The organism is Streptomyces sp. NBRC 110035, from assembly GCF_000829695.1.
Classification (GTDB): Bacteria; Actinomycetota; Actinomycetes; order Streptomycetales; family Streptomycetaceae; genus Streptomyces.
The window spans coordinates 94,188-116,369 of sequence record NZ_BBNN01000019.1 but is presented as its reverse complement, the minus strand read 5'-3'; the positions used below and the strand labels follow the sequence as shown (position 1 = coordinate 116,369).

Annotated in this window: 18 protein-coding genes; 12 read left to right on the top strand and 6 right to left on the bottom strand. The window is 72.8% G+C overall.

Annotation, left to right across the window (positions count from 1 at the left end):
- Positions 1 to 43: 43 nt before the first annotated feature.
- Positions 44 to 1,483: an NADP-dependent phosphogluconate dehydrogenase gene (gndA, locus tag TU30_RS08950; RefSeq protein ID WP_042166872.1), complete on the bottom strand. Its 1,440-nt coding sequence runs from the start codon at positions 1,481 to 1,483 to the stop codon at positions 44 to 46.
- Positions 1,484 to 1,894: 411 nt separating this feature from the next.
- On the opposite strand from gndA, the gene TU30_RS08945 reads away from it, so the two are divergent.
- Positions 1,895 to 3,172, top strand: a complete 1,278-nt coding sequence (locus tag TU30_RS08945; protein ID WP_042166869.1) for a transglycosylase family protein — start codon at positions 1,895 to 1,897, stop codon at positions 3,170 to 3,172.
- On the opposite strand, the gene TU30_RS08940 is transcribed toward TU30_RS08945, so the two are convergent.
- Positions 3,162 to 4,391 (bottom strand): DMT family transporter, encoded by a 1,230-nt coding sequence (locus TU30_RS08940; RefSeq protein WP_042166867.1) that lies wholly within the window; start codon positions 4,389 to 4,391, stop codon positions 3,162 to 3,164. The genes TU30_RS08945 and TU30_RS08940 overlap by 11 nt on opposite strands.
- Before the next feature lie 368 nt (positions 4,392 to 4,759).
- Here TU30_RS08940 and glgA point away from each other — a divergent pair, with 368 nt between their 5' ends.
- The 5 genes from glgA to TU30_RS08915 all read left to right on the top strand — a co-directional run bounded on the left by glgA (position 4,760) and on the right by TU30_RS08915 (position 13,489).
- Positions 4,760 to 5,911 (top strand): glycogen synthase, encoded by a 1,152-nt coding sequence (glgA, locus tag TU30_RS08935; protein WP_042166865.1) that lies wholly within the window; start codon positions 4,760 to 4,762, stop codon positions 5,909 to 5,911.
- Positions 5,912 to 5,963: 52 nt separating this feature from the next.
- On the top strand, positions 5,964 to 7,184 hold the full coding sequence (gene glgC, locus TU30_RS08930) for a glucose-1-phosphate adenylyltransferase (RefSeq protein WP_078878182.1): 1,221 nt from the start codon (positions 5,964 to 5,966) through the stop codon (positions 7,182 to 7,184).
- A gap of 247 nt (positions 7,185 to 7,431) precedes the next feature.
- Positions 7,432 to 10,059, top strand: coding sequence for a glycoside hydrolase family 2 (locus TU30_RS08925; protein WP_042166861.1), 2,628 nt, complete (start codon positions 7,432 to 7,434; stop codon positions 10,057 to 10,059).
- 314 nt (positions 10,060 to 10,373) lie between these two features.
- Positions 10,374 to 11,795, top strand: coding sequence for a wax ester/triacylglycerol synthase family O-acyltransferase (locus TU30_RS08920; protein WP_042166859.1), 1,422 nt, complete (start codon positions 10,374 to 10,376; stop codon positions 11,793 to 11,795).
- Positions 11,796 to 11,977: 182 nt separating this feature from the next.
- Positions 11,978 to 13,489 (top strand): SDR family NAD(P)-dependent oxidoreductase, encoded by a 1,512-nt coding sequence (locus TU30_RS08915; protein WP_042166857.1) that lies wholly within the window; start codon positions 11,978 to 11,980, stop codon positions 13,487 to 13,489.
- A 36-nt stretch (positions 13,490 to 13,525) separates the two neighbouring features.
- On the opposite strand, the gene TU30_RS08910 is transcribed toward TU30_RS08915, so the two are convergent.
- Entirely contained in the window at positions 13,526 to 13,969 is a 444-nt protein-coding gene (locus TU30_RS08910) for a hypothetical protein (protein ID WP_042166855.1), read from the bottom strand.
- Positions 13,970 to 14,446: 477 nt separating this feature from the next.
- Between TU30_RS08910 and TU30_RS35260 the strand changes: the two genes are divergently transcribed.
- Positions 14,447 to 14,620, top strand: coding sequence for a hypothetical protein (locus TU30_RS35260; protein WP_107068403.1), 174 nt, complete (start codon positions 14,447 to 14,449; stop codon positions 14,618 to 14,620).
- A gap of 64 nt (positions 14,621 to 14,684) precedes the next feature.
- A complete protein-coding gene (locus TU30_RS08905) occupies positions 14,685 to 15,167 on the top strand; it encodes a GNAT family N-acetyltransferase (protein ID WP_042166851.1) in 483 nt (160 codons plus the stop codon).
- 18 nt (positions 15,168 to 15,185) lie between these two features.
- Here TU30_RS08905 and TU30_RS08900 read toward each other — a convergent pair whose 3' ends face one another.
- Positions 15,186 to 15,587, bottom strand: coding sequence for a VOC family protein (locus TU30_RS08900; protein WP_042166848.1), 402 nt, complete (start codon positions 15,585 to 15,587; stop codon positions 15,186 to 15,188).
- Between the two features lie 251 nt (positions 15,588 to 15,838).
- Positions 15,839 to 16,567: a FadR/GntR family transcriptional regulator gene (locus TU30_RS08895; protein WP_042166840.1), complete on the bottom strand. Its 729-nt coding sequence runs from the start codon at positions 16,565 to 16,567 to the stop codon at positions 15,839 to 15,841.
- A 172-nt stretch (positions 16,568 to 16,739) separates the two neighbouring features.
- Between TU30_RS08895 and TU30_RS08890 the strand changes: the two genes are divergently transcribed.
- Genes TU30_RS08890 through TU30_RS08875 form a run of 4 tightly spaced genes read left to right on the top strand, consistent with a single transcriptional unit; the run spans position 16,740 to position 20,738 of the window.
- Positions 16,740 to 18,113: an enolase C-terminal domain-like protein gene (locus tag TU30_RS08890; RefSeq protein ID WP_042167157.1), complete on the top strand. Its 1,374-nt coding sequence runs from the start codon at positions 16,740 to 16,742 to the stop codon at positions 18,111 to 18,113.
- Positions 18,110 to 18,865 (top strand): SDR family NAD(P)-dependent oxidoreductase, encoded by a 756-nt coding sequence (locus TU30_RS08885; protein ID WP_042166836.1) that lies wholly within the window; start codon positions 18,110 to 18,112, stop codon positions 18,863 to 18,865. The genes TU30_RS08890 and TU30_RS08885 overlap by 4 nt, the downstream gene beginning before the upstream one ends.
- On the top strand, positions 18,862 to 19,872 hold the full coding sequence (locus tag TU30_RS08880) for an aldo/keto reductase (RefSeq protein ID WP_042166834.1): 1,011 nt from the start codon (positions 18,862 to 18,864) through the stop codon (positions 19,870 to 19,872). Before TU30_RS08885 ends, TU30_RS08880 begins: the two co-directional genes overlap by 4 nt.
- Complete coding sequence (locus tag TU30_RS08875; RefSeq protein ID WP_234307812.1) at positions 19,869 to 20,738, top strand: amidohydrolase; 870 nt, start codon at positions 19,869 to 19,871, stop codon at positions 20,736 to 20,738. Before TU30_RS08880 ends, TU30_RS08875 begins: the two co-directional genes overlap by 4 nt.
- Here the strand turns inward: TU30_RS08875 and TU30_RS08870 are convergent.
- Positions 20,726 to 22,162: a lipase maturation factor family protein gene (locus TU30_RS08870; protein ID WP_042166832.1), complete on the bottom strand. Its 1,437-nt coding sequence runs from the start codon at positions 22,160 to 22,162 to the stop codon at positions 20,726 to 20,728. The genes TU30_RS08875 and TU30_RS08870 overlap by 13 nt on opposite strands.
- Positions 22,163 to 22,182: the final 20 nt, after the last annotated feature.

The window sequence follows — 22,182 nt, the reverse complement described above, 5'->3', positions numbered from 1 at the left end:
GCCCGCCGACCACGTCGCCGGGCGCCCGTCAGGGATCCTCCGCCTACGCGGTGACCTCGCTGCGGTCGTCGCCCCACAGCGTGTGGAACGACCCGTCGCGGTCGGTGCGCCGGTAGGTGTGCGCGCCGAAGTAGTCCCGCTGCCCCTGGGTGAGCGCGGCCGGAAGACGCTCCGCGCGCAGGGCGTCGTAATAGGCGAGGGCCGCGGCGAAACCGGGGGTCGGCACGCCCTGGCGGGTCGCGGCGACCAGCACCTCGCGCCAGTCGTCCTGCGCGTCGGCGATCTCCCGCGCGAACGTCTCGTCCGACAGCAGGCTCGGCAGATCGGCACGGGCGTCGTATGCGGCGCGGATACGGTCCAGGAAGGCCGCACGGATGATGCACCCGCCGCGCCAGAGTGCGGAGACCGCGCCGAGGTCGATGTCCCAGCCGTACTCCTCACTGCCCGCGGCGATCTCGTGGAAGCCCTGCGTGTACGACACGATCTTCGACGCGTACAGCGCCTGCTCCACCCGGTCCGCGAACGCCGCGGCCTCTGCCTCGCCGAGCGGCGCGGCCGTCGGACCCGCGAGCCCGCGCGAGGCCTCGCGCAGCGCCGCGTGCCCCGACAGCGAACGCGCGAACACCGCCTCCGCGATCCCCGAGACCGGCACGCCCAGATCGAGCGCGATCTGCACGGTCCAGCGGCCCGTGCCCTTCTGCTCCGCCTGGTCGACGACCACGTCGACGAACGGCTTGCCCGTGGCCGCGTCCACGTGGGAGAGCACCTCGGCCGTGATCTCGATCAGGTACGAGTCCAGCCGGCCGGTGTTCCAGGTACGGAAGATGTCCGCGATCTGCGCCGGCGCGTACCCGGCGACATCGCGCAGCAACTGGTACGCCTCGCCGATCAGCTGCATGTCGGCGTACTCGATGCCGTTGTGCACCATCTTCACGAAGTGCCCGGCGCCGTCGGGACCGACATGGGTCACGCAGGGCGCCCCGTCGGCCGCCTTCGCCGAGATCCTCTCCAGCATCGGACCCAGCGACTCGTACGACTCCTTCGAGCCACCCGGCATGATGCTCGGTCCGTTGAGCGCGCCCTCCTCGCCACCGGAGACGCCCGTGCCGACGAAGTGGATGCCCTGCTCCCGCAGCGCGCGCTCACGGCGCCGGGTGTCGGCGAAGTGGGCGTTGCCACCGTCGATGATCATGTCACCGGGTTCCAGCAGCGGCGCGAACTCCTCGATCACCGCGTCCGTCGGCTCACCGGCCTTCACCATGACGACCAGCCGCCGCGGGCGCTCCAGCGCCGCCACGAACTCCTTCGCCGTCTCGGCCGCCACGAAGCCGCCCTCGTGCCCGAACTCCTCCACCAGGGCGTGCGTACGCGCCGCCGTCCGGTTGTGCACCGCGACCGTGTAGCCGTTGCGGGCGAAGTTGCGCGCGAGGTTGCGGCCCATGACCGCGAGACCCGTGACGCCGATCTGCGCTGAACTGCTCATTGGGTTGACTCCTAGTGACCTTGGTATCGGTACTGCCGGGATGTCGGTGCTGCCGGTCGCTGCCCGGCCGGCCCCCGTCGACCATCCTGACGTGCCGTGACCGTGTCCGCACACGCGGGTCGTACGACATCCCGCCGCCCCATACGGGCGGGAGCCCTCTTCGTACTCATCACTCGTCCGCGCCCGTGTACGTACGCTCCGGGCTCGTCCGGGCCCCTCCGGCACACGCGTACGTGTCCGGCGTACGCGCCGCGCCCGGCCGGAAGCATGCCGGGCGACGGCGCCAAGCGGGGCGCAACGGACGAAAAGTACCGGCCACTTGGCGCATCCGCGCGGCTGATAGCCGTCTTGTCACGGCCAGTTCGCAACGCTTACTTTGGCCACTTCTGACGCGTTGTCGAGGGGGGCTCCATGGCCGTGCGCGGTCGGCATCGCCGGTACCAGCCGAACAGGATCAACCGGGCCTCGCTCACCGTCACCGCGGGTGGTGCCGGAATGGCGCTTCCCCTTCTGGGGACCGGGGTCGCCGAGGCGGCCGACGTGGACACGTGGGACAAGGTCGCCGCGTGCGAGTCCAGCGACGACTGGGACATCAACACGGGCAACGGTTACTACGGCGGACTCCAGTTCACCCAGTCGACCTGGAAGGCCTTCGGCGGCACCCGGTACGCGCCGCGCGCGGACCTGGCCACCAAGGACCAGCAGATCGCCATCGCCGAGAAGGTCCTGGACGGCCAGGGGCCCGGCGCCTGGCCGGCGTGCTCGCAGCGGGCCGGACTGACCCGGGGCGGCGACGCACCCGACATCCGCCCGTCCGCCGGCCGCTCCGGCAGCGCCGACGCGAAGAGCGACGCCAAGCCCGACGCGAAGACCGGCGGCAACAACGGCACGGGCACCGCCACCACCGTCGAGGACGTCAAGCCGCAGAACACCCCCCAGTCCCGCGCGGGCCGCGCCGAGATGTACCTCGTGGTCCACGGCGACACCCTCTCCGGCATCGCGGAGGAGGAGCGGGTCCGCGGCGGCTGGCGCGGGCTGTACGACGCGAACAGCGCGACCGTCGGCACCGACCCCGACCTGATCCTGCCCGGCCAGCGGCTCACCCTGCCCGGCGGGAAGGCCGCACCGGCCCGCCCCGTCCCGAAACCCGCGGACACGGCCGACAAGAACAAGAAATCCAGGAGCAGGACACCGGAGAAGAAGGCGCCCGAAAAGAAGGCGCCGGAGAAGAAAGCCCCCGCGCAGCGCACCGAGGAACGGGCGGACCGCGCCACCCAGAAGAGCGGCACGCACGTGGCCCCGGTCGCCGCCGCCCTGGGCACGCCGTATCACCAGGCAGGTTCCTCCTGGTCGAAGGGCTACCACACCGGTGTCGACTTCCCCGTGCCCACCGGCACGTCCGTCAAGTCGGTCGCGCAGGGCACGGTCGTCAGTGCAGGCTGGGAGGGCTCGTTCGGCTACCAGGTGGTGGTCCGGCACGCCGACGGCCGCTACAGCCAGTACGCGCACCTGTCGGCGATCTCGGTGAGGAGCGGCCAGTCGGTCGCCGCGGGCCAGCGCATCGGCCGGTCCGGCTCGACGGGCAACAGCTCGGGCCCGCATCTGCACTTCGAGGTGCGGACGGGGCCCGGTTTCGGATCGGACATCGACCCGGTCGCCTACCTGAGGGCGGGCGGCGTCAGGATGTGACGCGCGTGCGGTGCCGGTCCGGCACGCGCGTCGGGAGGTACGGGCCGCCGTGGAAGGGCGCGTACGCGAACGCCGGCGGCAACGGCCTCGCGGCCCCGACCGCCGGGGCGCAGCCCGCGGCGGCCGGGGCGGGCACCCGTGCACGTACGTCCCGGGCGAGCTCGGAGTGCAGCAGTCGCTCGACGGAACCGGACAGCGAATCGGCACCCGCCGTCCTCGAGAACTGCCCGTCGGCCGCCATTCCGGCCCTCGCGACCCCCACCGCCGGAGCGACCGGGCCGGCAACCGCACCACCCGCAGCCGCCGGGGCGACCGCAGCGACCAGGGAAGACCTCGAGCCGGCCGGCTCCACCGGGGAGTTCGCCCCGGCGCTCCCCGCCTGCTGCTGCTCGCGGGCCAGCCGCTCCGTCGTCAGCAGGATCAGACCGCCGGCCGCCACCACGCCGCAGCTCAGTGCGAGCGCCGTGCCGGTCGCGCCGTAGCGGAAGGTCTCGCCGAACATCGTGAGGCCGACCGCCGCCGCGACCACCGGGTTCACCACCGTCAGCGTGGCCAGCGGAGCCGCGAGTCCGGCGCCCCGGTAGGAGGCCTGGGAGAGCAGCAGGCCGGCCGTGGCCAGCACACCGATCACCGCGAGGGACGGCACGTCCCCCGCCGAGACGCCGTCGGCCCAGTCCACCGCCACGGTCTTGGTGAAGACGGACGACATGCCGAAGGCGATACCGGAGGCGACGGCGAGCAGGATGCTGCGCACCGCCGGGTGCCGCTGCGCGGTCCGGGCCGCGACCATCAGGGCGACGACCGCGACAGCCGTGGTCAGCGCCACCGCCACCCGCCGGCCGGTGTCGAGGGACTGCGCGTCGGACGCGCCGACCAGGGACAGCAGACCGGCGAGACCGACGGTCGCCATGAGGGCACCGCGCCACGCCGTCGCTCCCGCCCTGCGGCCGACGAACAGCGCCGCCATCGGCAGCGCGAACACGATCGTCAGCGCACCCAGCGGCTGGACCACGCTCAGCGGGCCGTAGGCGAGCGCCACCACGTGCAGCAGACCGCCGAGGCCGTTCAGCGCGACCGCCGCCCACCAGGCCGGCCGGCGCAGCGGCGCGTACTGCTCACCGGGTGAGGAGACCGCGACCCGCTCCTGCACGATCGCTCCGCCCGCGTACGCCACGGCGGAGACGAACGACAGCAGCACGGACAACGCGAGGGCGCTCATCGGCAGCTCCTCTGCGGGAGACCGGGGCGCCGACCCCGGCGCGGCGAACAGTCGGCTTTCATGGACAACACGATGCCTTTTTCCGGTGTTCCCGTCGTCGTCCCTGAGCACCCAATGAGTCCTACTGCCGATGGAGTACGAAGACGCCCCCGTCATCCCCTGGGTGGGTACCCGGGAGGACGACGGGGCGGACGGACCCTGACGGCTTCCCCCGGGGGGCTTCGTGCCGGCATTCCCGCGGTACTCCGGGTACCGCGGAACACTCCGCGGTACCGCCCGGTTCCGTGGTCCCGCCCGGGACGCCCTTCCCCGGGCGCCCCGTCCGGGTGACCATGAGGGCAACGTCCTTTCAGACAGGGGGTCCGCGGGTGCGAGTGGGACTACTGACCCGGGAGTACCCCCCGGACGTGTACGGCGGCGCGGGCGTCCATGCCGAGTTCCTGGCCCGGGAACTGCGCCCCCTGGTGGACCTGGAGGTGCACTGCTGGGGTGAGGGCCGCACCGACGGCGTGCGGCGCCACCGCCCCTGGACCGCCCTCGACGGCGCCAACGACGCGCTGCGCACCTTCTCCGTGGACCTCGCCATGGCGGCGGCGCTCGAGGGCCGCGAACTCGTCCACTCCCACACCTGGTACGCCAACCTCGGCGGCCACCTCGCCAAGGAGCTGTACGGCATTCCGCACGTGATGACCGCCCACTCGCTGGAACCCCTGCGTCCCTGGAAGGCCGAACAGCTCGGCGGAGGTTACGCCCTGTCGGGGTGGGCCGAGCGCACCGCCGTCGAGGCCGCCGACGCGGTGATCGCCGTCTCCGCCGCCATGCGCGAGGACATCCTCGGCTGCTACCCGGCCCTCGACCCGGCCAGGGTGCACGTCGTGCACAACGGGATCGACACCCGGCTGTACCGGCCCGACCCCGGTACCGAAGCGCTGGACCGGATCGGTCTCGACCGGTCCCGGCCGTACGTCCTGTTCGTCGGCCGCATCACCCGGCAGAAGGGCGTGCCCCAACTGCTGCGGGCGGTGCGCGGCATCGATCCGGCCGCGCAGGTCGTGCTCTGCGCGGGCGCCCCCGACACCCCGGAGATCGAGCGGGAGTTCCGCGAGCTGTACGAGGAACTGAGCCGGGTGCGCGCGGGCGTGCACTGGATCCCGCAGATGCTGCCGCGCCCCGAGGTGGTCCAGCTGCTCACCCATGCCGCCGCGTTCGTGTGTCCGTCGGTGTACGAGCCGCTCGGCATCGTCAACCTGGAGGCGATGGCCTGCGGCACCCCCGTGGTCGCCTCGCGGGTCGGCGGCATTCCCGAGGTCGTGGAGGACGGCGTGACCGGAGTGCTCGTCCCCGTGGACGACGCCTTCGAGCAGGGCCTCGCGCGGGCTCTGGACTCCGTCGTCGGCGACCCGGAGGCCGCCCGGCGGATGGGCGGGGCCGGGCGGGAGCGCGCGGTCGGCGAGTTCGGCTGGGACGCGGTGGCCCGCCGTACGGTCCTGCTCTACGAGGAGATCCGCAAACAGGCTTAGCGGCAGCCGCCCGGGGGCATGGATGGGGAAATTCGGCGTGAGGGGAGCGGCCGTGCGTCGTGGTGGTCCTTCGGTCCTGGGAATCGTGCTGGCGGGCGGCGAGGGCAAACGTCTGATGCCCCTGACCGCCGACCGCGCCAAGCCGGCGGTCACCTTCGGCGGCACCTACCGGCTGGTCGACTTCGTCCTGTCCAACCTGGTCAACGGCGACATCCTGCGGATCTGCGTGCTGACCCAGTACAAGTCGCACTCGCTGGACCGGCACATCACCACCACCTGGCGGATGTCCAGCCTGCTCGGCAACTACGTCACCCCCGTCCCCGCCCAGCAGCGGCTCGGCCCGCGCTGGTACCTGGGCAGCGCCGACGCCATCCTCCAGTCGCTGAACCTGGTGTACGACGAGCGGCCGGAGTACGTGGCGGTGTTCGGCGCCGACCACGTCTACCGCATGGACCCGCGCCAGATGCTCGCCCAGCACATCGAAAGCGGTGCCGGCGTCACGGTGGCGGGGATCAGGGTGCCGCGCGCCGAGTCCTCCTCCTTCGGCGTGATCACCCCGGGCCCGGACGGCCGGACCGTGGAGCGTTTCCTGGAGAAGCCCACCGATCCTCCGGGCCTCGAGGGCGACCCCCAGCGCGTCTTCGCCTCCATGGGCAACTACGTCTTCACCACCAAGGCCCTCGTCGAGGCGCTCCAGCGGGACGCCGAGGACGAGCACTCGGTGCACGACATGGGCGGCTCGATCCTGCCCCAGCTCACCGAGCGGGGCGAGGCCTGTCTCTACGACTTCAGCTCCAACCACGTGCCCGGCGAGACCAGCCGCGACCAGGGCTACTGGCGGGACGTCGGCACACTGGACGCCTACTACGAGGCCCACATGGACCTGATCGCCGAGCGCCCCGCCTTCAACCTCTACAACCGGCAGTGGCCCGTCTACACCCACTCCGGCCAGCTCTCGCCGGCCCGGTTCAACGCCGGCGGCATGGCGGGCGAGTCCATCATCAGCGCCGGCTGCCTGATCCGCGGCCAGGTCACCCGGTCCGTGCTGTCACCGGGTGTGGTGATCGACCAGGGGGCCGTGGTCCAGGGCTCGGTACTGCACGACAACGTGCACATCGGACGGGGCGCGGTGGTGCGCGGTGCCGTCCTGGACAAGAACGTGGAGGTACCGCCCGGCGCGACCATCGGCGTCAACCCGGAGCGGGACGCGGAGCTGTACACGGTTTCCAAGAGCGGGGTGATCGCCCTCGGCAAGGGACAACTGGTGCCGTAGCGCCCGCGCCCGCCGGCAGGACGGGCGCGGTGGTGCGGGAGGGGCGGGCCCCGGTCGGTGCGACCACCGGGGCCTTTGTCATGTCCCTGGACGAGCGGCGGAAACCGTGCTGTTATGCCAAGTACTGTTCGTGACAACGTTGTACAGCCACACACAACGCACAGAACAGAACACCGAGCACGCGAACCGAGCACTGAGCACGCGAACCGAGCAGAGAGCCGTCACCTTCCTCACAGACGGAGGATCCGTGCGCATCGGACGACTCAGAGACCGTTTCACCCTGTTCCTGGCCGCCGCGCTGGGAGTCACAGGGCTCACCGCCACCGGCCCGGCCGCGACCGCGGCCGAGGACGACCCGGTGGAGATCCACGGACTGAAGGGCGAGTACTACACGCAGTCCGCCTCCGGCGCCTTCGACTTCCACGAGCTCAAGGCCACCGCCTTCGACCCGCACCTCGACTTCGACAACCTGGAGCCGCGGCTGAACTTCACCACCGGCCGGTCGGACGACGTCAGCGTCCGCTGGACCGGGAAGATCGTGCCGGAGGAGACCGGCGCGCACACCTTCTCGATCATCGGAGACAACGGCTTCCGGCTGTGGGTCGACGGCCGGCTCGCCATCGACCACTGGGTCGACGACTGGGACCGCGAACAGAGTGCCGAGCCGATCGAGCTGACCGCCGGCCGGGCCCACGACATCAAGGTCGAGTACTTCGAGCACTACGGCGGCTCCAACCTCCACCTGCGCTGGACCGAGCCCGGCGGCACCAAGGAAGCCGTACCGCAGTCCGCGTTCCGGCTGCCGGACGGCTTCGACTACGACGGCGCCCTCGCCGCCACCGTCCTCGGATCCGGACGCACCCTGAAGCTCGACTTCCCGCGCCCGCTCGCCGAGCCCCCGGCCGAACTCACCGACCACGTCGACGCGGTCATCGGCGGTGCGCAGTGGCCGCTGACCGGCGCCGAGCGGGACCCGGCCGACCCCAGGGCCCTGCTCGTCACGCTCGGCGAACCCGTCGTCGGCAACAGGACGGGCACCGCGCGCGGAACCGCCGACGTCCGCTACGACGGCCGGGGCGGCCTGGCCACCGCCGACGGCAACCCCGTGGACGTGTTCATGAGCAGCGGGCCCAACCGCTCCACCCACGAACTCGCCACCGAGTGGGCCGAGGAAGTGGGCCCGGACAACGCCCTCCCCGAGTACCCCCGCCCCCAGCTCACCCGCGACCAGTGGCGCAACCTCAACGGGCAGTGGCAGTTCGCCGCCGCCGAGGAGGGAGAGCGGCCGCCCGTCGGGAAGACGCTGGGGGAGCGCATCCTCGTCCCGTACCCGGTGGAGTCCCGGCTCTCCGGCATCCAGCGGCACGAGGACCGCATGTGGTACCGCCGCACCTTCACCGTCCCCCGCGACTGGCGCATCGGCTCCGGCAAGCGGCTGCGGCTGAACTTCGGCGCGGTCGACTGGCGGTCCGAGGTGTACGTCAACGGCACGAAGGTCGCCGCCCACGAGGGCGGGTACGACAAATTCAGCGCCGACGTCACCGACGCGCTGAAGCCCGGCCGCAGCCAGGAACTCATCGTCGGCGTGTACGACCCCACCGACGCCGCGAACGGCGAGAACCCGCCGCTCGGCAAGCAGCGCCTGGACCCCAGCGGCATCTGGTACACGCCCAGCTCGGGCATCTGGCAGACGGTCTGGATGGAGCCGGTCGCCCGTGATCACGTCGACTCCCTGAAGCTGGTGCCCGACGTGCCCGGCGAACGGCTCACCGTGGAGGCGGCGGGCGTCCGCGACGGCGTACCCGTCAGGGCGACCGCCTACGACGGACGGCGCAGGGTCGCCACGGCGACCGGCCGCACCGGGGAGCCGCTGGACCTGAGGATCGCGGACCCGCGGCTGTGGTCCCCCGACGACCCGTTCCTGTACCGGCTCGAGGTTACCGTCGGCGCCGACCGCGTCGGCAGCTACTTCGGGATGCGCTCGATCGCCGTCGAGGAGATCGACGGGGTGCCGCGTACGGTCCTCAACGGCGAACCGGTCTTCCTGATGGCCACCCTCGACCAGGGCTTCTGGCCCGACGGTCTGCACACCGCACCCACCGACGAGGCTCTCGCGTACGACCTGCGCGTGCACAAGGAACTCGGGTTCAACTCCGTGCGCAAACACATCAAGGTCGAGCCGGACCGCTGGTTCTACTGGGCCGACCGGCTGGGACTGATGGTGTGGCAGGACATGCCCTCCATGAGGGCCGGGGTGAACCCCGACGCCTCCTCCCGCGCCCGCTACGAGCGCGAGATGAAGCAGATGATCGACGAGCACCTCAGCAGCCCGTCCGTCGTCATGTGGGTCACCTTCAACGAGGGCTGGGGCCAGTACGACATCGGCCGCATCGCCGAACAGGCCAAGGCCTGGGATCCGTCGCGCCTGGTCAACAACCAGTCGGGACTCAACCTCGGCGCCGACGGCAACGCCGGCGACATCATGGACGAACACGGCTATCCCAGCCCGGCGCTCCCACCGGGCCCGGACGGACGGCGCGCCCTGGTCACCGGTGAGTACGGCGGCCTCGGCCTCGCGGTGCCCGGCCACGCCTGGGCGGTCCAGCAGTCGTACGTCGACGTCGACCCGGAGACCTACACCGAGGACTACCTCACCAAGCTCGACGAGGTACGGGCCCTGGTCTGCCGGGGCAGCAACGGCGCCGTGTACACGCAGATCTCGGACGTGGAGGGCGAGCTGAACGGCCTGCTCACCTACGACCGGCGCGTACTGAAGCCGGACGTCGCCCGGGTGAGGGCCGCCCATGACGCCCTGATCCGGGACGCCTCGCGCGCGCGGCCCGCGGGGTGCCCGGCACAGGGCGCCGCGAGGTGAGCGGTTCCTCCGGCGGCCCGCACCCGTCCGGGTGGCGTTCGTGCCCCGGGTGCCGTTGCGGGTTCCCTCCCGAAGGGCGCGCCGGATGCCGCCCGGTACGGCTTTCCGGGAAAGCCTTCTGACGCTCCGTCGGGAGGTCCCGGCCGGACGGCGGTGACCCCGTCCGCCCCCCGGGCTCCGCCCCTCCCGCCGAACCGGCGGGAGGGGCGGAGACGTAATCTGATGTTAACTGTGTGTGGCGTGATCGTACTTGACCGTAATCGGTCACGGACGGTTGACTGCTGGTCCCCCCGTCGTCGACGCGAGGCAAGCCCGTGAACGCAGACCCGCTCGCTCCTCTCGACCTGGCGTTCTGGAACATCGAGTCCGCCGAGCACCCCATGCATCTCGGGGCCCTCGGGGTCTTCTCGGCCCGTTCGCCCGCCGCGGCCGCCCATGCCGCGGATCTGCTCGCCGCCCGCGCCGCCGCCGTGCCCGGCCTGCGCATGCGCATCCGCGACGTGTGGCGGCCCCTGGCCTGGGGCCCCTCCTCCCCGTCGGTCCTGCGCCGCCCGTCCGCCACCGCGCTCGGCGCCGCCCTCCGCCGGCCGCTCGGCTCCGCGCTGCGCCAGACGCTCGCCTTCGGCGGCGCCGAACGGGAGACCGACCCCGGCTTCGATCCGCTGAACCACGTCCGGCTGCACGCCCCCGCCGCCGACTTCCACGCGGCGGCGGGCCGGCTCATGGGACGCCCCCTGGAGCGCACCCGGCCGCCCTGGGAGGCCCATGTGCTGCCGGGGGAGGGCGGCGTCTCCTTCGCCGTCCTGTTCAAGTTCCACCACGCCCTCGCCGACGGACTGCGGGCCCTCACCCTCGCCGCGGCCCTGATGGACCCGATGGACCTGCCCACCCCCCGGCCGCGCCCCGCCGCGCCCCCGCGCGGACTGCTCCCGGACGTGCGGGACGTGCCCGGCCTCGTCCGCGGAGCCCTGTCCGACGCGGGCCGGGCCCTGGACATCGGCGCCTGTGTCGCCCGCTCCACCCTCGACGTGCGCTCGTCGCCCGCGCTCACCTGCGAACCCAGCGGCACCCGCCGCACCGCCGGGGTGGTCCTCGACCTCGACGACGTGCACCGGATCCGCAAGAGCGTCGGCGGCACCGTCAACGACGTGCTGATCGCCGTCGTCGCCGGCGCCCTGCGCCGCTGGCTCGACGAGCGCGGCGACGGCAGTGAGGGTGTCGCCCCGCGAGCCCTCGTCCCCGTCTCCCGGCGCCGTCCCCGCACCGCGCATCCCCAGGGCAACCGGCTCTCCGGCTACCTGACGAGGCTTCCGGTCGACGAGGCGCGACCGCTCGCCCGTCTCGCCCTGGTGCGCACCGCCATGGACCGCAACAAGGACGCGGGACCGAACCGGGGCGCCGGCGCCGTCGCCCTGCTCGCCGACCACGTTCCGCCGCTCGGCCACCGGCTCGGCGGACCACTGCTCGGCCAGGCGGCCCGGCTCTGGTTCGACGTCCTGGTCACCAGCGTGCCGCTGCCCGGCTTCGGACTGCGGCTCGGCGGCGACCCGCTCGGCTCCGTCTTCCCCTTCGCGCCGCTCGCTCCCGGGCACTCCCTGGCGGTCGCCGTCTCCACCTACCGCGGACACGTCCACTACGGACTGGTCGCCGACGGTACCGCCGTCCCCGACCTCGACCGGCTGGCCGCCGCGGTGACCGAGGAGGTGGAGACGCTCCTCACCGCGTGCGACGCCTGACCGGCCGTCGCCGCGTCCACCATCGCGCCCCTCACCGTCCACCACCGCGCCCCTCACCGTCCGCGACCCCGGCCGCAGGCCGGTACGGGTTTGGCGCTGCGGCCCGGTGCTCCGTAAAATCGCCCGTTCGACAGCGGGCGCGACCGGAGCGCCGCCACGGCAGACCAGGAACGGCAACGGCGATGACGGTGACAGAGGACGGCCCCCGGGCCACGGACACGGCGGCCCACGGGGACACCGTGGCGCGCGAGGACGTGGTGGCGCACGGGCCCGGCATCGACCCGGAGCGGCTGGCCGTGTGCCTCGACGTGCTCGCGGAACTCGACACGATCGACGTCGACCACCCGGACGCGATCACGGTCCGCCGCGCCACCTCGCACATCTACCGCATGGTCAAGCAGCGCCGCCGCCAGGAGCGCCGGGCCGCCAAGACCGCCCACGACAAGGCGGTCACCGAGGCCACCGCCACCGGCTCCGCCGAGCGCATCGACGACGAGACGGAAGGCATCCTGCCCTCGTCCCGCACCGAGGAGGGCACGATCGCGGGGATACTCCAGCGCCCCCGCTCCTGCTACATCTGCAAGCAGCGGTACGTCGAGGTCGACTACTTCTACCACCAGCTCTGCCAGAAGTGCGCCGCCGAGAACCGCAGCCGCCGGGACGCCCGCGCCGACCTCACCGGCAAGCGCGCGCTGCTCACCGGCGGCCGGGCCAAGATCGGCATGTACATCGCGCTGCGGCTGCTGCGCGACGGTGCCCACACCACCATCACGACCCGCTTCCCGAACGACGCCGTTCGCCGCTTCAAGGCGCAGCCCGACAGCGACCAGTGGATCGACCGGCTGAAGATCGTCGGCATCGACCTGCGCGACCCGGCCCAGGTGGTCGCGCTCGCCGAGTCGGTGTCCGCCGCCGGTCCGCTGGACATCCTGATCAACAACGCCGCGCAGACCGTACGGCGCTCCCCGCAGGCCTACGGCGAGCTGGTCGCCGCCGAGTCCGCGCCGCTGCCCGCCGGTGAGCTGCCCGCCGCCGAGGTGATCGGCGGCTTCGGTTCCGGCGCGGTGGCCGAGCTCCCGGTCGCGGGCTCCGGCGCGCTCACCGCGCAGGACGTCACCGGCCTCGCCCTGGTCTCCGGGTCGGCCTCCCCGGAGCGGATCGCGGCGGGCACCGCGATCGACGCGGGCGGTCTGGTTCCGGACCTGCACGACACCAACAGCTGGGTGCAGACGGTCGAGGAGGTCACCCCGGTCGAGCTGCTCGAGGTCCAGCTGTGCAACTCGACGGCGCCGTTCCTGCTCATCAGCAGGCTGCGCCCGGCGATGGCGGCCGCCGCGGCGAAGCGGACGTACATCGTGAACGTCTCCGCCATGGAGGGGGTCTTCGACCGCGGCTACAAGGGCGCGGGCCACCCGCACACCAACATGGCCAAGGCCGCCCTGAACATGCTCACGCGTACCAGCGCCCAGGAGATGTTCGACAACGACCGCATCCTGATGACGGCCGTCGACACCGGCTGGATCACCGACGAGCGCCCCCACCCCGACAAGATCCGCCTCGCGGACGCCGGCTTCCACGCCCCGCTGGACCTGATCGACGGCGCGGCCCGCGTCTACGACCCCATCGTGCGCGGCGAGGCGGGCGAGGACCTGTACGGCGTCTTCCTGAAGGACTACGCGCCCGGCAGGTGGTGACGCGGCCGCCCGGCGTCCGGCGGAGGCGGCGGGGAGTCAGTCCACCGCGCCGAGCCGGGAGGTGCGGGCCGCCAGCAGCTCCAGCACCGTGCGCCAGTCCTCCAGGACCCCGGCGTCGAAGCAGGCGGTACGGGCCTCCTCGTCCGCCGTGCGCAGGGCGAGGAGGTCGTCCTCCTCGCCCCGGAGACCGTGCCGGGGCCGGTGGCGGACCAGTTCCGCCACCCGCCCGCCGAGCAGCGCGCGCACCGCGTCCGCGGCCCGGTCGGAGGGCCCGCCCGGCTGCAGCAGCCGGCCGACCGGCAGGACCAGCCCCGCCGCCTGAAGCTCCTTGTCGGCGGGGCGCCTCCGGCGCAGCAGCGCGGCGGTCCGCAGGGCATGGTCGTACGCGTCGACCGGGGCCCCGCCGGGAACCGGGACGTCCCGGGCGCCCCGGCAGGCGTACAGCAGGTCCATCAGCTCCTCGACACTGCGCAGCTCCATGCGCCGGTCCTCCTGGAAGACAGCCGTTCTGCCGTACGGCAGACCACCATGACGAGCTTGCGTGCCGGCCAACAGGACCTGAACTGCGCCGTGATCGTGCGACCTTCTCGAAAACGTGGACACCCCTGTAGTCCGATCGAGTGATCGGTTGCAGCGGCTCCGATGGTGAAATAGCGGCATATGGGGGTGGAACGAGTACGGTCCGGCAGGAGATCGTTACATCGAGTTTTCAGCCCCATCGAGCAGGGGTCCGCTCATTTGGCTAATCTGAGGCGGACGGGCAGCAGTAAAGGGTCCTACCCACACCCACCGGTCCGTCATGGGACACGCCGCTTCACAGCGGCCTGCTCTCCTACGATCAACCGGCGCCACCGCGTCCGAACGGCTTTCCCCTCATGCCCGGGCGGACGTACGACGCAGGCGCGGCAGGACCGGCGCGGCACGTCCCGAGGGTGACCGACACATAAGGAGTGCGCGGTGACACCGGAGAAGACCAACGCGGAGCAGCCCGTCAAGGAACGCCCCGAGCGAGCGGGCCGTCCGGCCGGCGAGCTCGGCAGCCTCGACGTGTGGGCCAGGTCGGCCCCGATCCGCCTGGCGGGCTACGAGGACGACCTCGCCGAGCCCCATATCCTGCCCAGCGTCGACTGACGCCGGACCCGCCCTCCCCGCCCCGCGTGACCGCCGGGTGCGGGAGCGTGCCAGACTCGCGTCCATGCCGATCAGGGAAGCAGTCGCCGACGACTGGCCACGCATATGGCCGTTCTGGCACCGCATCGTCGCCGCGGGCGAGACGTACACCTGGGACCCGGACACCTCCGAGGAGGCCGCCCGGGTCCTGTGGATGAACCCGGCGAAACAGGTGTACGTCGTCGAGGACGGCGCCGGAGCGGTCGTCGCCTCCGCCTACCTCACCCCGAACTACGGCGGTCCGGCGGCCCGGATCGCCAACGCCGGCTTCATGGTCGACCCCGACCACGCCGGCCGGGGACACGGCCGCGCCCTCGCCGGGCACCTGCTGGACGAGGCCCGCGCGGCCGGCTACCGGGGCATGGTGTTCAACGCCGTCGTCGAGACCAACCCCGCCGTACGGCTGTGGACCTCCCTCGGTTTCACGGTCCTCGGGACGGTCCCCGGGGCGTACGAGCACCCCCGGCACGGACGGGTCGGTCTGCACGTCATGTACCGGGCGCTGTGAGCCGGCCGGCGGCCTGGCTCAGGGGCGGGCGTAGGGCCGGGTCATGATCTCCAGGTTGTGGCCGTCCGGGTCGTCGAAGTAGGCGCCGCGACCGCCGAAGAGGCGGTTGATCCGGCCGGGTTCGGTGTGGTGCGGGTCGGCGTAGTAGGTGACCCCGACCGCCCCCAGGCGGGCGATCATCGTGTCGAACCGGTCCTCGGGGACGAGGAACGCGTAGTGCTGCGACTGTATGGGCTCGTCGCGCTGCTCGTAGTAGTCGAGGGTCACGCCGTTGCCCAGGTCGACGGGCAGGAACGGGCCGAAGGGGGCGCCGACCTCCAGCCCCAGGATCACGGCGAGGAACTCCGCCGACAGGCGGCGGTCGCGGGCGAGGACGACGGTGTGGTCCAACTGGACGGTCGTGGTGGACGTCTCGGGCATGGCTGTCTGGTCTCCGGGGGTCGGTTTCCGTCGGGGACGCCGCGCGGGGCGCGGCGGGGAGCGGGAAAGGAACGCGGAGAGGAGGGCGGGGCGCGGGAGGAGCGCCGTCCTCGGCCGGGCGCGAGCGGGGACACCCCCGCCTGGCTCACGCCGAGGCCGGGAGCGTCTTTCGTGTGTGGCCCAAGGCCGACCCGGCAGTCACCCGGCCGACCATAGTGGTGCGCAGCCGATCACCGCAACAACCGGGCTGCTCAGCCGTCCAGTTGGGAGCGCAGCCACTGCTCGACCTCGCCCACGTGGGCCGCTGCCGCCGCTCGCGCGGCCTCCGGGTCGCGGGCGGCCAGGGCGCGGTGGATCGCGGCGTGCTCGCGACGGGTACGGGCGAAGGCCCCCTCCTCCTGGTAGCCGCGCCAGACCCGGGCCCGGAAGGTGCGGGACGACAGACCGTCCAGGATCGCGGCCAGCGTCCCGTTGCCCGCCGCGGCGGCGATCTCGCGGTGGAAGGCCAGATCGTGGGCGAGGATCTCCTCCGGGTCGTCGGTGGCGTTCATCGCGGCCAGGTGCCCGGCGACCTCGGCCAGCTGGTCCGGTGCGATCCGCGCGGCGGCCAGCGCGGTCGCCGTCGACTCCAGCGCCCGGCGCACCTCGAGGAGCTCGACCAGGCGCGGCCCCCGGGACAGGTCCGCCACGACCCCGAAGGTCTCCAGCAGGTCACCGGCCTCCAGCCGCGTCACGTAGATGCCCGAGCCGTGCCGGGCCTCGAGCACGCCCAGCACCGTGAGTGCGCGGACGGCCTCCCGCATCGAACTGCGGGAGATGCCCAGCCGGACGGCGAGATCGCGCTCGGTGGGCAGCCGCTCGCCCGGCTGCAGCCGCCCCTCGCGGATCATCTCCTTGATCCGCTCGATGGCGCGCTGCGTCACGGTGCCCTTCCGCGGGGCCGGGCCGGTGCCCGTGTCCCCGGTCGCGGTCGCGTCCACGCCCCTCCTCCCGTCGCCGGTGCGCGCAGTCTAGCCCTCATGGTGGTCGGACCACTGAGGGTGCAGAGGGGGAGAAATCGCGCCTCGGAGGTGTCGCATCCGGTAAGTGGTCTGATAAATATGCGCCAGGAACGACCACGTGCCGCTTCTGCCACCCACCGAAAGGCCCTTCGTGCCCCCGACCCCCGCCCGTGTCACCGCCGTCGACACGTACGACGTCCGGTTCCCCACCTCGCGCGAACTCGACGGCTCCGACGCCATGAACCCCGATCCCGACTACTCGGCCGCCTACGTCGTCCTGCGCACCGACGCCGCCGACGGGCACGAGGGGCACGGATTCGCGTTCACCATCGGGCGGGGCAACGACGTACAGGTCGCCGCGATCGAGGCGCTGCGCGGACACCTGGTCGGCCGGCCCGTCGACGAGCTCTGCGCCGACCCCGCCGTCCTGAACCGCGACCTGACCGGCGACAGCCAGCTGCGCTGGCTGGGACCCGAGAAGGGCGTGATGCACATGGCGATCGGCGCGGTCGTCAACGCCGTCTGGGACCTGGCCGCCAAACGCGCGGACAGACCGCTGTGGCGGCTGCTCGCCGAGGCCGAACCCGAATGGCTGGTCCGGCAGATCGACTTCCGCTACCTCACCGACGCCCTCACCCCCGAGGAGGCCCTGACCCTCCTGCGCCGTGGCCGTGAGGGCGCCGGGGAACGCACGGCCCGGCTGCTGGCGCACGGCTACCCCGCGTACACCACCTCACCCGGCTGGCTCGGCTACGACGACGACAAGCTGACCCGGCTCGCCGTCCGCGCGGTCGCCGACGGCTTCCGCCAGATCAAGCTCAAGGTCGGCGCCGACATCGAGGACGACATCCGCCGCTGCAGGGCAGCCCGCGCGGCCGTCGGCCCCGGCATCCGCATCGCGATCGACGCCAACCAGCGCTGGGACGTGGACGAGGCGATCCGCTGGACGAAGGCGCTCGCTGCGTTCGACCCGTACTGGATCGAGGAGCCCACGAGCCCCGACGACGTGCTCGGCCACGCGACGATCCGGCGGGCCGTCGCCCCGGTGAAGGTGGCCACCGGCGAGCACGCCCCCAACCGGATCGTCTTCAAACAGTTCCTCCAGGCCGGCGCCCTCGACATCGTCCAGATCGACGCCGCCCGCGTCGGCGGGGTCCCCGAGAACCTCGCGATCCTGCTGCTCGCCGCCAAGTACGGAGCGCCGGTGTGCCCGCACGCCGGCGGCGTCGGGCTGTGCGAACTCGTGCAGCACCTGTCGATGTTCGACTACGTGGCCCTCTCCGGCACCACCGAGGACCGGGTCATCGAGTACGTCGACCATCTGCACGACCACTTCCTCGACCCCGTGGTGATCCGCCGGGGTCACTACACGGCACCCACCGCACCGGGCTTCTCGGCCGCCATGCGGCCCGAGTCCCTGGCCCGGTACACCTACCCCGACGGTGCCTTCTGGGCCGCCGACCCGGGCACCCGGCCCGGTACGGACCCGTCCGGCACGATGCATGAGAAGGAGCGGGCGGCATGAGCGACTTCGAAGGGCTGACGGCCCTGGTGACCGGCGGCGCCTCCGGCATCGGCCGGGCCACCGCGGACCTCCTCGCCGCGCGCGGCGCCCGGGTGGCCGTCCTCGACCTGGACCCGTCCGGCGTCGCGGCGCCCCTCACCGGACACCGCGCCGACGTCACCGACGACGCCTCGCTGCGCGCGGCGGTGGCCGCCGCCGTCACCGGCCTCGGCGGGCTCGACGTGCTGGTCAACAACGCCGGCATCGGTGCCCGGGGCACCGTCGAGACCAACTCCGACGAGGAGTGGCACCACGTCTTCGACGTCAACGTCCTCGGCATGGTCCGCACCGCCCGCGCCTGCCTGCCGCACCTGCGGGCGTCCGCACACGCGGCGATCGTCAACACCTGCTCCGTCGCCGCCACCGCGGGCCTGCCCCAGCGGGCCCTGTACAGCGCGACCAAGGGCGCCGTCCACTCCCTGACCCTCGCCATGGCCGCCGACCACGTCCACGAGGGCGTCCGCGTCAACTGCGTCACCCCGGGCACCGTCGACACGCCCTGGATCGGCCGCCTGCTCGACGCGGCCGACGACCCCGCCGCCGAACGCGCCGCACTCGAGGCCCGCCAGCCCACCGGCCGCCTCGTGACGGCCACCGAGGTCGCCGCGGCCATCGCCCACCTGGCGAGCCCGCTGTCCGGTGCCACCACCGGAACAGCCCTCGCGGTCGACGGCGGCATGCAGGGCCTGCGGCTGCGCCCGGCCGCCCGGTGAACCGGCTCGGCCGCAGCGGCGTCGAGGTCACCCCCCTGGCCTTCGGCGCCGCCGGAATCGGCAACCTGTACACCGAGGTCGGCGAGGACACGGCGCACGAGGCGGTGCAGGCCGCCTGGCAGCGCGGCATCCGCTTCTTCGACACCGCCCCGCACTACGGCCTCGGCCTGTCCGAACGCCGCCTCGGCGCCGCCCTGCGCGCCCTCCCGTGCAGCCGGTACACGGTGTCCACCAAGGTCGGCCGCCTCCTCGAACCCGCCGGCGCCGGCGGCGACGGGCCTCCACAGGACCTGGCCCACGGATTCGCCGTGCCCGCGACCCACCGCAGGGTCTGGGACTTCAGCGCCGACGGAGTACGGCGCGGTCTGGAGGCCAGTCTGGAGCGCCTCGGCCTCGACCGCGTGGACGTCGTCCACCTCCACGACCCCGACGACCACGCCGAACAGGCCTTCCGTGAGGGCTATCCGGCGCTGGAGAGGCTCCGCTCCGAAGGCGTGGTCGGCGCGATCGGCGCGGGCATGAACCAGACCCGTATGCTCACCCGCTTCGTCCGCGACACCGACGTCGACGTGGTCCTGTGCGCGGGCCGCCACACCCTGCTCGACCAGAGCGCGCTGGGAGACCTGCTGCCCGCCGCGCAGGAACGCGGCGTCTCCGTGGTCATCGGCGGCGCCTTCAACTCCGGCCTGCTCGCCGACCCGAAGCCGGGCGCCACCTACGACTACGGCAGCGCGCCACAGGAGTTGCTGGACCGCGCCCGGCGGCTGCACCGGGCGGCCGAACGCCACGGCACCACCCTGCGCGCCGCCGCCCTGGCCTTCTGCGCCGCCCACCCGGCTGTCGCGAGCGTCCTGGTCGGAGCCCGCTCGGCGGCCGAAGTCCACGACTGCGCCGACCAGTTCACCGCCCCCGTACCCGCCGCCCTGTGGCAGGAGCTGCGCACCACCGGCCTTCTGCCGCCCGAGGCCCCCGTCCCGGCCGAGGAACGGGCGGGGGAGTCGCCGTGACCCCTGCCGACCTGCCTCCCGACGCGGTCGTCGTCGACACGCACCACCACGTCTGGGACCTGTCCGTCCGCGACCAGGACTGGATCGCTGGCCCCCGGCTCCGGTCCCTGCGACGCGACTTCACGATGGACGACCTGCTTCCCGAGGCCCGCGCGGCCGGTGTGCGCCGCACCGTCCTGGTCCAGACCGTCACCGTCGACGAGGAGACCCCGGAACTGCTGGCCCTGGCCGCCGCGCACGACCTGGTCGCCGGGGTCGTCGGCTGGACCGACCTCACCCGCCCCGGCCTCGCCGACGAGCTGGCCCGGCTGCGCGAACAGCCCGGCGGACAGTTCCTGAAGGGCATCAGGCACCAGGTCCAGAGCGAGCCCGATCCCGGCTGGCTGCTGCGGACCGACGTGCAGCGCTCCCTCGCCGCCGTCGCCGACGCGGGCCTGGTCTACGACCTGGTGGTCCAGCCCCACCAGCTCCCCGCCTGCGTCCGCGCGGCGGCCTCGCTGTCCCGGCTCACCTTCGTCCTCGACCACGCCGGCAAGCCGCCCGTCGCCTCGGGCCGGCTCGAACCCTGGGCCCGTGACGTCCGCGCCCTGGCCGCGCTGCCGAACACGGTCTGCAAACTCTCCGGCCTGGTCACCGAGGCCGCCCCGGCCACCTGGAGCGTCGACGAGCTGCGCCCGTACGCCGACGTCGTCCTGGACGCCTTCGGTCCCGGACGGCTGATGTTCGGTTCGGACTGGCCGGTGTGCACCCTCGCCGCGTCCTACGGCGACGTCCTGGCCGCCGCCCGCACACTGACCGCGGACCTCGACGCCACCGGACGAGAGGAGGTCTTCGGCGCCACCGCCACCCGCGTCTACGCTCTGTGAACCGCCCCCGTCAGCCGGGTCGGCGGCAGATACTCGCGCACATGCGTCCGCTCCCAGCACGCCCCCGTCTCCCGCAGCTCGCGCCAGGTCGTGTACCGGTAGCGGAACAGCCGGGCGCGTACGTACCGGGGCGGCGCGTCCGGCGGGAACGGGGAGCCGCGCAGCAGCCGCAGCGTGTCGCGGTCCCCCTCCAGCAGCCGTTCCACCAGCGCGCCGAACCACGGCCCGGCGTAGGACGGCGACAGCGCGGCGAACCACATCATCCAGTCGAGCCGCAGATGGTACGGCGCGAACTGGCGTGGCCAGCGCCGGGGATCACCCGGTTTGCCCCGGAACTCGTACGCCCGCCAGTCCGAGTCCTTCCGGGGTTTGTCGTCCGCGGTGCCCTCGATCACCACCTCGTAGCGGATCCGGCTGACACTGCCGAACGCCCCGTAGCTGTTGACCAGGTGGAGCGGGTCGAAGGACCGGTTCATCACCTGGCGGCGGGAGAGCACGTTGCGCACGGGGTGGTAGCCGAGGGCGAGCAGCAGCGCCGACACCGCCAGGACGACGACCACGTACCACAGCGGGGCGCCGGCCGTGTCCGGCGGGCCGGCGGGGAACACCGACACGGGGAACGCGACCGCCGACAGGGCCAGCGCGATCGTGATCCAGTTCAGCCAGGAGAAGTTGCCCGACAGTACGAGCCACAGCTGCGTGAGGACCATCAGCGCGGCGGCGGCCGTGGCGACCGGCTGCGGAGCGAACAGCAGGAACGGCACGACCAGCTGGGTGACATGGTTCGCGGCCGCCTCGAGTCGGTGCAGCGGCTTCGGCAGATGGTGGAAGAACCAGCTCAGCGGCCCGGGCATCGGCTGGGTCTCATGGTGATGGTCCAGGCAGGTGAGCCTGCGCCAGCAGGCGTCGCCGCGCATCTTGATCAGCCCCGCGCCGAACTCGACCCGGAACAGCACCCACCGCAGCAGGAACAGGACGACCACCGGCGGCGCCACCTCGTCGTTGCCGAGGAACACCGCGAGGAAGCCGACCTCGAGCAGCAGCGACTCCCAGCCGAAGGCGTACCAGGTCTGCCCGACGTTGACGATCGACAGGTACAACGCCCACGGCACCAGCCACAGCAGCATCCCGGCCCCCAGCGGAAGCCAGGAGTCCACCCCCGCGAGGAGCGCCGCCGACACCGCACAGCCCGTCCAGGCGCACCCCGCGAAGAACCGGTCCGAGTAGCGCACCTGGAACAGACCGGGCGCCCGCGCGAACGGGGTCCGCTCCACGAACCGGGGCACCGGCAGCATCCCGCGCTCGCCGATCAGCGCACGGAACTGCAGCACCGCCGTCAGGAAGGCGACCAGGTACAGCCCGGCCAGCGCCCGCTGGAAGACCAGCCGGCTCAGCCAGTAGTCGGACGCGGTGAACCAGTCCACAGGGGCGCGCTCCCTTCCCG